This window comes from Lactobacillus helsingborgensis, assembly GCF_000970855.1.
Lineage (GTDB): Bacteria > Bacillota > Bacilli > Lactobacillales > Lactobacillaceae > Lactobacillus > Lactobacillus helsingborgensis.
The window spans coordinates 211,600-223,324 of record NZ_KQ034047.1; the positions used below are offsets into that span (position 1 = coordinate 211,600).

6 protein-coding genes are annotated in these 11,725 nt (G+C 36.5%); 1 reads left to right on the forward strand and 5 read right to left on the reverse strand.

Annotated features, from left to right (window positions below):
• Positions 1–211 precede the first annotated feature (211 nt).
• From JF73_RS06930 to JF73_RS06950, 5 genes are all read right to left on the reverse strand, one after another.
• Positions 212–1,282, reverse strand: a complete 1,071-nt coding sequence (locus tag JF73_RS06930; RefSeq protein ID WP_046327556.1) for a DUF871 domain-containing protein — start codon at positions 1,280–1,282, stop codon at positions 212–214.
• A 129-nt stretch (positions 1,283–1,411) separates the two neighbouring features.
• On the reverse strand, positions 1,412–2,509 hold the full coding sequence (locus JF73_RS06935; RefSeq protein ID WP_046327557.1) for a DUF871 domain-containing protein: 1,098 nt from the start codon (positions 2,507–2,509) through the stop codon (positions 1,412–1,414).
• An 18-nt stretch (positions 2,510–2,527) separates the two neighbouring features.
• On the reverse strand, positions 2,528–3,883 hold the full coding sequence (locus tag JF73_RS06940) for a PTS sugar transporter subunit IIC (RefSeq protein ID WP_038523995.1): 1,356 nt from the start codon (positions 3,881–3,883) through the stop codon (positions 2,528–2,530).
• 423 nt (positions 3,884–4,306) lie between these two features.
• Positions 4,307–5,863 (reverse strand): SLAP domain-containing protein, encoded by a 1,557-nt coding sequence (locus JF73_RS06945; RefSeq protein ID WP_046327558.1) that lies wholly within the window; start codon positions 5,861–5,863, stop codon positions 4,307–4,309.
• A gap of 183 nt (positions 5,864–6,046) precedes the next feature.
• Positions 6,047–7,390 carry an MFS transporter gene (locus tag JF73_RS06950; protein WP_046327559.1) on the reverse strand — a complete coding sequence of 448 codons (1,344 nt, stop codon included), beginning with the start codon at positions 7,388–7,390 and terminating at the stop codon, positions 6,047–6,049.
• 351 nt (positions 7,391–7,741) lie between these two features.
• Here JF73_RS06950 and JF73_RS06955 point away from each other — a divergent pair.
• Positions 7,742–11,725, forward strand: a 3,984-nt coding sequence (locus JF73_RS06955; RefSeq protein WP_179853387.1) for a pectate lyase-like adhesive domain-containing protein, incomplete at its 3' end; no start/stop codon positions are given.

Consider the following 11,725-nt stretch of genomic DNA (forward strand, 5'->3'; position numbering starts at 1 on the left):
AATATTTTTATATCCTTCGAAAAAATATTTACTCAAAACCGTGTCAACACAAAGTAAGTATAGTATTAATTATACCAATTTTCAATATTATAAATATATTATCTAAATTTTAGGTAATTATTGCACTATACCAATTATAAGATTAATAGATTGCCTGCCCAAATATTTTAGCTGGAAAAATCAAGACATTCCTGCTAGATGGCTTTTTAATTTATACACAAATACTCCTAGTTTTTTTTAGCTCCACAAAATGAATTTTCTGACCTGCACCAATTTGATCTAAAAGCGGTAAGTCTTGAGGCACGACATGTCCTAAAACGTTAACTTTCTTATCTGCTGGTAAATCACGCTTAGTTATTTGTAATTCACCCTGATAACGCAGATATAATTTATTATCACAGGTAATTGTTCCCTTAGGACGTGCACTTACTTTTGTCTGTGGTTCTGTGTTAAAAAGCTGGCGGCTACGCCCCTCCGTCAACCTAATTACATCTCGCGCCACATCTGGACGATTGCTCCATTCATAATTGAATAATTCAGGCAGGTTCCCATCAACGTGAAGTGTAATAGTCTGCTGTTTGATGTAATTTTTAAAACAGTCAATCATATTCGTTGTTAGAGAACCATCACCAATAAAGACATGATCGCAACCAAGCTGTTTCAATTCCAATGCGGCAGCTAAAGGATTCTCACCCCTATGTTTTTCAAGAGTTGGCAGTCCAGCATGAATAGGTCCACGCAGAACATCATCGCCCGCAACAAACGCCATCGTTTCCAAATTCATTTGGTGTAACCAATTATTTTTTTGTTCCAACCAATTTGCATCTAGGCCAGTTTCTGGGCGCGGATAAAAGTTATGCCAAGCTTGTAAATTTTCGAAACTGGCGCCGTGTTCTCGTAAAGCTGTGATGTCATCTTCATTTATAGTGCTGGCATTCAGAGCAATGGGCATTTTCTGCGAAAGTTTAGCTATAGTAGCTGACGTCACACCATCATCTATTCTTAGTCCAGTTAACCCCAGACTTTCAATCTGCTTTTCGTTATCTAATGCAATACCTAATTGCTCTAATCCCTCCTCAGAAACGTCGGCAATTATGTCTGTTTCTAAATTCTGACACCACTTCGTTAACTCAGCTAATCTTTTCAAAACAACTTTTTGATCATCTTCTGGTATATGCAATGAGGTAAAGACAGTGGTTAAACCAGCATTACGCATTGCCAGCAAATAATTATAATCTGCAGCCGTTAAATCGCGGTTGAGATATATTGAAAAACCTAGCATGTGTTTCTATTTCTCCCTTTTTATGAAATCACTTACATTAATTATTATACTATTTTATTTATGGTAAAAAATGAGCAAATAAAAAAGCCGTGAACAATTTGTTCGCGGTTTTTAAAACAAAACTACGTATTAACTTTCTTGCAAAATGAATGTACTCCACGGCTCAATTTTCTGCAATAAGTCTAAATCATCTGCACATAAACGTCCAACCAAGTTACGTCTACCATCATTTGGAAAAGGTGTTAAGACAATCTGCAATTCACCTTTATAACGAGGATACTGGTCATTAACAACTACAATATCTCCGCGTTCAAAAGTTGGTTTATTATTATTGTGAGCTGGAATATCTTCCTTTGCATAAATAACACGTGGCTGAGTATCACGTAGTAAGAATTCTGAAGCATCGCCACGGTATAAATGTGGTTCTTTTAAGCAAATAGTTCTTTCAATTGGCTTAGTTCCCTCATCAAATTCCATTGTCAAAGTGGCAAAAGGACTCTTAAAAGCCTTAGCTGCAGCAGCTAATTCATCTTCACTAGCAAAAGCGTTACCAATAATTATATCATCAATCTTTTTGCTCAAACGTAAGTGAGTAACTTGACTAAAAATATTGCGTTGGCGATCGCTCTCCATAGTCGGAAGCCCTTCATGAACAGGCCACGGACCAAATTTCGCATTCTTTGATGAAATAAACGCAGCTGTATGTAATCCATAATCACGATATTTTTGCGAATACTCATTAAAAAATTTTTCACTTAATCCAGTGTACTCCTGAGGATAAAAGTTATGACAACCGATCAAATTATCAACTTCAGGATCATAAGCCATAATACTGTCAAGATAATTTGTACCCCGACTCATATTTAACTCTATCTTAAGCCCATAGGGATTATGAGTCATCGCAGCTTCTTCCATGCCGCTGAAGCCTTCATCTAACCTTAAGCCCCAAACACCTAAGTCCTTGAAAAAGACCAGATCGTTATAGTCAATTTTTAATTCTTTAAATAAAACAGGGTTAATATCTACTACAGTTTTAAAGCCTAGTTCATTAGCATAAGCTACATCTTTCTTTAACTTTGCGAGGATATCTTCTCCACTCGCACTTTTTAACTGCAAAAGTGATGTAAATATTCTGCTATAGCCATAATGATGGGCTAAATCCATATATTCTTTATCCTGTTCAAATGTACTTTGCTCAGGATAAAGTGAAATACCTAATTGCTTCATTTAAAACTCCTTAAAAGATTATTCAGCTGCAGGTTTAACATTGTTAGCGGCTTTAACAAATGGTACATAGATTAAGAAACCTATAACCATATTTACCGCCTGTAAAATGATTGAACGCCAATCCAATGTGCCGATAAACGCATTTAGAAATGGTGGCATACACCATGGCACATTAGCCTTAATTGGTGCTACCCAACCAAGATTTAGTGCCGCGTATGAAGTTGAAACCATTACAATCGGAGCTAGAATGAATGGAATAAAGTAAATCGGGTCCAAAACAATTGGCATACCAAACATTACTGGTTCGTTAATATTAAATAATCCTGGAACCAATGAAACTTTAGCAACTGCACGTTGATCTTCACGCTTAGAAAATGCCAGAATAGCCAAAATTAGAAGCAGAGTTGAACCTGCACCACCGATCCAGACATAAAAGTCAAAGTCAGTTCTAGTCCAAACGTAAGGTAGCGGTTTACCATTTTGACCAGCATTAATATTTGCAATCTGTGCTGTCATCCAAATAGTTTCGGTAATCGGCATAAGTACATTCGTACCGTGAATACCAAAGAACCAAAATACTTGGACCAAAATAGTGATAAGAAGCACACTACCATATCCTTGACCAATCTTAAGCAAAGGATCCTGAATAGTCTTAGAAATAAAGTCAATCACCGTTGTTTGGTTGAGACTAAATAGGTAATCAATTACGCCAACAGCGTACAAACCTACTGTTGCAGGAATAATGCCAGTAAAGGCATTAGAAACTGCAGGTGGGACACTATCAGGCATTTTAATAGTTATATGTTTCTTAACCAAGTAAATATATATTGTAACTGAAATAGCACCCATAATCATGACGGTAAAGAACCCGGCAGATCCAAAGTATTTATTAAAGTTAAAATAACCCCAAGCACTAACATTTTTACCAGTTACTGCAGTACCAGCGTCAGTTAAAGTTTTAATATCACCTTTAGTTAAGGCATTCTTCAAATCAACAGTGAAGTTTTGTGGTAATCCCATAATGAAAGTACCCAAACTGACTAGACCACCAGCGATTGGTTCAACTTTGTATTGCACACACAATTGATAACCAAAAGTGAACGAGAATAACAGACCCAAAATGGCCATAGTACCCGTCCAAACTAGTGAGTTGAGACTAATCAGCCACTGCATCGAATTGACAAAGCCAATCCAACCAAAATTAGTTGGGATGTCCCTGACTAAAGCATTAAGAACGGTAGCGAAAGAACCGGCTAATGTTAATGGCATAATTGCAATGAAAGCATCACGTAACGCCACAAGCCAGCGAATCGAACCAATCTTAGCAGCAATCGGAACGACATGCTTATTTAACCAGTTAATCAAAGCATTCATAATTATTTCCTCCTACTAAATTTTTACTCCACTTGTATTATACCACATTGTTTGGAAACGCTTTACTTTTTTCACCAAAATTGTTGCGGCCGTAGGTTTTTCGGCTTTGGTATACACCAAAATGTGCAGTACGCATAAAGTGTATTTTGATACAATATAAAAGTGGTATATACCATAATTTTTTTGCATTTTTATTTTAATAGATATACAAATTAAAATATAAACATAGTTAAACACAGCAAATGCAATTGAATACTAAATAATTCAAACAAAAGTGTCTGGGAAAAAAGTGCTCTTTGAAGTTAAATTAAAAAATTTACAATTTAAAAAGACCGACAAATCAACGTTTTATTGACGTGATTTGTCAGCCTTTTTAGTTAGGTTAGAGTTTTTTCCCAGACCCTTTTTTAAATTTGTTAAAAACTATTTATTAGTTGCAGCGTAGTCTGCAATATTTAAAATTTGCTGGAAACCGTTAGCACTTGTAACAGTTAGCATTGAATTATTATTAATAAACTGCACTGCACTCTTGTCTACACCATTCACGCTAGCTACCAAGTTAACAATTTCTTCGGACTCTGCAAAAGACAAATTCTTCAAGTCATTGACAATAACTTTTTTACCGTTTAAAGCAGCTTTTGTAGCGGTGATCTGATTTACAGAATCGGTAATATGAGCAACAGTGGAGATTGCACTGTTAACCTGATTGCCCGTTGCAATTGCACTATCATAAGCATCACGAGCTGATTTAGCAGAAAGCTTATAGGTATCACTTGCTTTTACTGCAGCATCCTGACTTAGTAAATCACTAAGTGCCTTTTTATCTGTGGCTGTGGCAGTGACAGTTTCACTCTTAGCAGTTTCTGGTGTGTTAACCGGAGTTAACTTGGCACCACTTACTAAGCTGATATCTTCTTCTTTAAGATACCCATTCTTATCGCTTTGCAGTTTATAGAATAATTCTGCCTTATTGTCAGCACTTACCCAAATATAACGAAGTTCAGTTACTCGTGCTCTATGTCCTTTAGCAAAAGTTTTGGTAGGTTGAACTACACCCTTGTTGTTATAAACATTTGTATTCCGTGCCAAAGTGACAGTAGTTATATCAGTATCATTTTCCGGCTTGGAATTTGAAGGCTTTAATTGCTTACCATTAACAATTCCTACATTATTCTTCTTTACCCATTGATCAGCACCCGGATAATTTGTGTCATTTAGGTGATAATACAATTTCTTGCCAATGTATTTCAGTTCATCAACTGTAACCTTTTGTCCTGTTCTGATTAAGACTTTAGTAGACTTACCATTACCATCATATATGTAAGCATTGTGGCTCAAGGTAATTACAGTTGGATCATTTTGGTTGTCACTCGGGGCATTATCATTTTTACCGGGCTTTTTATTAACAGGTTTTAATTTTGCACCAGTTGTTTTACCCACATTGGCTGCCTTAATAAACTGATTATTTTGACCATTTATTCTGTAGAAAAGCTTTTTACCAATGTAAATTAACTGATCAACAGTAACTGTTTGCCCTTTTTTAATCTTCTTCTTTTCTGTCTTACCTTTAGCGTCATAAATATAGGCATTGTGCTTAATCTTAGCTTTTGCTGTAGGTGCTGATTTAGTAACTTTTTTACCATTAACATAACCTACATTAGCTGCTTTAACGTAGGCATTGCCACCTATATCATAGTAATCTTTATTATTGATCGTAACTTTGGTATTAAAGTTTAGGGTAATTCCCTTGCCAATTTTGGTTCTTTTGGCACTACCCATATAGGTTTTTAACCTCTTACCATTTTTATCATAAACATAAGCATTATGATTTAACTTGATCGTATTTTGTTTGACATTGTTTTTCTTTGCTGCAGGCTTATCAGCAGCTTGCACTACGGCAACTTGATTGCCGCTTAATACTGGGCTGATACCAATTAACGCAGCAGCCGATACCATCATAAATTTATGACTAAATTTCATTTACTCTCTACCTCGTTATTATATTAAAAATCTATCAACATTGTTTATTGTATACTAAAAAATCGTTCGCAAGCCGTCAGTAAAGAATTGCTTACCTTTTCTTAATACAATTGCACAAATGTAAAAATACGGTAAAACTGATCTTTTTCAAGCAAGTTAAAACGCGAATTACTGGTAGCTTAATTATTTAGCTACTTCTTTACGCAGTTTATTTTCACTGATCGCTGTGTAAAACAGAAAGATTAAGGCTGCAAAGGAAGCAATATATAAGACCGAGTTGCTGGCAATCCAGCCAAACTTGTCAACCAGAATACCAATTAAGGCTGTTGCCAGAGTTTCACCAAAAATATACTGAAAGAAGCCCATGAAACCAGTCGAAGCACCTACAGCATATTTGGGAACAACCTCATTGATCATTAAACCTACAAGAGTCAATGGAGCATATATTAAATTACCCATAATAATCAGCGCAATAATAATTAAAGTATGATTATTACTGAAAAAGTAAAACGTTAAACAAATTAGGGTCCCAATCACGCATGCAATTGAAACTAGTGCGCGGCGTCCTTTGAGAGCGTCCGAAATAGCACCAATAATGATTACTCCGGGAACTGATGCCAATTCAAAAATACCAATAACCCATTTGGCAGCTGCAGGATCAAAACCTTTATTTTGAACTAAATATGATGGAATCCAGCTTTGAATCCCATAGCGAACAAGGTAAAGCGACATTGACGTCAGGGTAACAGCCCAAACTAACTTATTTTGTAAAATGTATTTGACAAAAATTTGACCAACACTTAAATCCGTTTGATCGGCAGTAGAAACCTGACCGTTATCCAAAATGACTTTATCACCTGTATAAGTAGAAATATCCGGTAAGCCTACAACTCTAGGCCTATCAGCTCCTAAAACCAAAATTAGGATACAAATTAGAAATGAAATTGCAGATGACGTATAAAAGACTGCGGGTATTGAGCCTGAAAACAAGAAAACAGCCAATTGAACAATCGCAACACAAATAAATGATCCGGCATTATGAGCGGAAGACCAAATGGAATACATTGTTCCTCTCATTCTAGGTCCCCACCACAACTGAATCATTTTTTGGCATGCGGCAGCACCCATTCCTTGTGTAACAGCCATTAAGAACATTAACAGCATCATTAAATACAGGTTACGTGTTGAACCTAAAAAGATATTTAATATTGCTGATAACAAAAGTCCCATCATTAAGTAACGGTTAGAATCACATTTATCCGCTAAAACGCCCATAAAAAGCTTTGCGACTCCATAGCCAATACCAAAACAAGATAAAATCAAACCAATATTAGCAGTAGTAAAATGATATTCTTTCATAATATCATTCTGTTCAGTTGTAAAAACCAAGCGAATAATGTAATAACCAATGTAACCTATACATGTTGCTAGCAAAACCCCGAATTGTCTCCACCTGTAGGTACTGGCAATTTTAGCTTGAGGAACCAACCTATCTGAGTCAGGTTGTTTCATAATCCATTTAAACATGATGTAACCTCCTTCTATTAAATTTATGATAGCACTTTCTTGTATTTTACAATAGTGTTGCAATATCAGACTCCTAACAAATCTGCTATTTTTGTTAATCATTTTGCTTAAATCAATTGCTAAATGAAAATTTTATTAAATTTATTTGGTTTTAGTTATAAAAACTTTGTTATCTAAATGATAAGTAGCATTGTATTTTTAAGTCCTGTTATGTATAAACTAATGATATTATAATCGCAATAATTGACATTTATATAGGCATCTACTAAATTGATAATTGTATAGTAGTTGAAAATAAGAAAGGACATTTGTATGTTAGGAAAGAATAATAACAATGAACGGGTGAAAAAAATGGCAATGCAAGCTAAGCAAGACCATTTCTCAATTCGTAAATTGAGTATTGGCGCTGCCTCAGTATTGCTTGGCTTTACTTACCTAGGACTTAGCAGTAAAGCAGTTAGTGCTGATACTGTTATTCCGCCCCAACAAATAAGCAAAAAGTCAAGAGTAACAGCAAAAATTGACGCTCAGGCAACTCCCACTCCTACTCCTACTCCTAGGGATAATGCTGCTCAAAATTCAACTACTGCTACTAATAATATGACCAAAACCACAAAGCCAGAAAGCGAACCAAATTTAGGAACGTTTTCTGGCTTAAGTTCTTTTTTAAGGGAAAATAGCAGCAACAATGAGCAAAGTAATGCAGGGGTCAAAACGGACGGCGAAGACACCAACGCGGTTAAAGATGACAAACAGAATTCTGTCACTGGCAATATGCAAAACGATAATGCGCAAAAAAGCCAAGATGAAATGGTTGATTCTACCGTAGTTAATACTGCAGATAGTGATCCAACCGAACAAAGGCAAGACAGCTTAACTAGTAAAATCACCAACAGAGATTTAAGAGATGTTGGCGAAAAAAGAAGCGTGGGTAACTGGAAGGATTTTATTAGCGCCCTAACCAATAGTAATGTAAGTGAAATTGATATTACCAATAATATTATTGCTGACAGAGAGACAGGTCATAATCGCCAGGCTTTTCAAGGTAGAAAATTATTAATTAAGTCTGCAGGTAATGCGAAATATACTCTTGATTTCAAGAGTAACCACCCTACTCTTACCGGTAATTCTTCTTTAGATATTACTTATGAAAACTTAATACTTAAAAGTACCGATTACTATGGTGTCGCGGATACCTATAATATGACTAGAGGACAAACAGCTAAAATCACTTTTAGAAATATTGATTTTTATGGTTCACAATTAACATATACCAAAAATAATACTGACATTATTTTTGAAGGTCAAATTCACGCGGAAACTGTCAAAATTCCAAGCAATATTGGCGGTTGGTTTGACGGTAATAATCAGCAACTTTTAGAATTTACCAATAGCAATAACAGCATTACTTTTAAAGCAGGTTGCCACTTTGACGGTTCAACATTTGGCGGAACTTTGATTGAAATGAGAGGAGAAGGCAACTCTTTAAATGTTGAACAAGGAGCAGTTGTTAACCTGACCCCACTTAAGACGTACGATGGCTCAAATGGTGCTAATAACAGTGAACACGGCAATCCAGTCAGTGCCATTTTCATTAGTGACGATGCGCAAGTAACTGTTCACGGTCAGGTGAACATTAACATCGGACAAAGTGAAGGAATTAAGTATGCGGGCAAGCAAAATAATGGCCAGGCCAGAGCCATTTATTTAAACAACGCCAATTCAAAGGTAAATATTAGCAAAAATGGTGCAATTACCGTTAACACGAATGGTAATATTTCAACTAAAAATAAGCAAAACCTGATTTATATTGGGGGCGATTTTGCCATTAACTCTGGCGGTGCTCTTAAGATTACCGGACAGAACATGGGTAATTATACTGGTTCGCTAGTGCAAATTGACGGTAAAGCTAACGTGCAAAACGGCGGCTTTGAAATTCAATTAGTAGGTGATGCCGGTACTGGTGCAATAAAATTGGTTGATGTGGCCAATACTGGGCAATTGATTGTTAATAACCCTACTTCTCTTGTGTTGGACGCCCATCTGAATAACAATGACCGCACCAGCATTATCGGCGATAATAAAATCACGGTCACAAATGTTCGCCAGTACTTAAACCTTGGTGAACTTTTAAATGGATCCGCTCTTGGCAGCAACTTAGTCTTGCCGCCTTTTCATGTTTTACAAGTCGAAAAAACTGCTAAAACTGTCGCAGTTAACAAACTGGAAGTATTAAACGGTCAAAGGATCTTCGACTTGGAAAAAGTCAAAAAAGATAGTCCCCAGCTTAGCGCTATTCTTAGTAAAGCACCTGAAAACTTCCAGGAATTGTTGCAAGCTTACAATCATCAAAGCTATGACCAACTTTTTCAGGCTATCGTGGAAGCAGCTTTTTCCAGTAAAAGCAACCCAGGCTACAATAACATCAGATTTACGCCAGCCAATCAAAGTGGCTTCTTAGACATTGACCCAGAAGATGTGACAGTAACTAATCAAGACGATGGTTCCAAGCTGGTCAAAGGCCATGTATTATACTATGATCCTGCAAAAGACGGCCCAAATAGTGACAGCTTTTTCAAAAACATCTTACCTGGTGGTACCGAAGCCTATGTTTTAGCCAGGTTTAAAGATAGTGGTGTATACAGAAATGGTCAAGCTGTTATTGATTCAACAATCGCTAATCCCTACGCTGAAACTGTTGATACTTATCGCGGTGAAGCAAATGATTTGGCAGCATTACCTACCAAGTTTGCCGCTAAAGTTGCTCCTGATGGCACCTTCACCATTACCATTCCTGCCGAAATTACTACCAGGATGGCTAAAGACGCCACAATTCAACTAACTCCACATGCAAACTTCATTGAATATAGTCCGTTAGACATTGCCAGTGGCGACCGACCTACTATAGTTAGTCTGGGAATTAAACCATTTAGTTCAATACAACAAGAAGCCGCTCAGGCAATTATAGCTGCTATTAATGCTGCTAAAACCAATAAGCCAAATAGTTTGACTGCAGATCAGGAAAAAGCATTCACTGACGCACTGAATGAAGCCGCTAAGTATGCTGCAAATAGTAGGGACAGCAATTATGATTCCGGCAAATCAGTTTACGGGGTGCAACCTTCCAAGACTGCAATTAGCGAAGTAAATAATAGAAAAATGACCGTTTTAGACTTGGTAGAAAAGGCTGTACAAACAGCCCAAAGTCAAGCAGAATATGAAAATGCCAAAAAGGATGCAAAAGATAAGTTAGCTAGCCAGGCTAATGAGCAAATTTCTAAGTTTCCTTCACAGACAGAAAAAATAAATGCAGCAAAAGATAAGGCAATAAGCACTGTTGATGCTCCGGAAACAAACGCTACCAACATCGATCAGGTTGTTAATGACGGTATTAATGCCATTAATCAAGCAGGAAAAGATTACCGAGATAATGTAAAAACTGATATTAACCAGTCAATTACAAAAGTCGAAAATGCTATTGACGCAGTCTCAAAGGATGAGAATGTTAAATCACCGGTAGACGAGTTAATTAACGGTATAAAAGACAAGCTCAAGCGGCCAAAAGAAATTGTTGCTCCTGACGGTGATCTTGATCAAGACGATAATGAAAAAGCTATTGATAACCATCAAAAAGAAGCCAAAGCTCTACTCCCAAGTGTGCAAGATACTATTGATGCAATTGCAGCATTAGAAGCTGCTGCTAAAAAGCAAATAGCACAGTATGGTGATGATCGACCTGAAATTCAAGCTGCTTTAAATCAAGCTATCAAAGATATTATTAACAGCAATAATCCTAAAGATAATCTTAACAATTGTATTGATAAGATTAATGGCACACATACGGATAAAGTAAAAGACCAGGCAGCAAAAGATATTAAAGAAGCAGCTGCCCAAGCTAAAGAGCGGATTCAAAACTCTGGTTTATCTGAGGATGAACAAAAACAATATCTTGATGAAATAGACCAAGTGGTTGCTGATACGACAACTACAACTGGTGATACCAGTAAATCTATTTACGGCACTGATGATGACGAAATTATCAATAAGAGAAAAGCTGCTGCTAAAAGTTTAATTAACAAAGCAGCTGCTAAAGCAGAAATTGTTGGTTATACTAAAGTCTATGAAAATGTCCTCGGTCAAGTTGGCAAAGCCGAAACCGCCATGACAGATGCCTTAGCGGCAATTGATAAAATTGAAGATAATGCTGCAAGTAGTCAAAATATTGTCCAAGCAAAAAAAGCAGCTAAAGAAAATATCTTAAACGCATTTAAAGAAAATGCTAAAGCACAAGTTAAACAAGATGCAGATACTGCTAAGACCAACTTAGGAGTATCT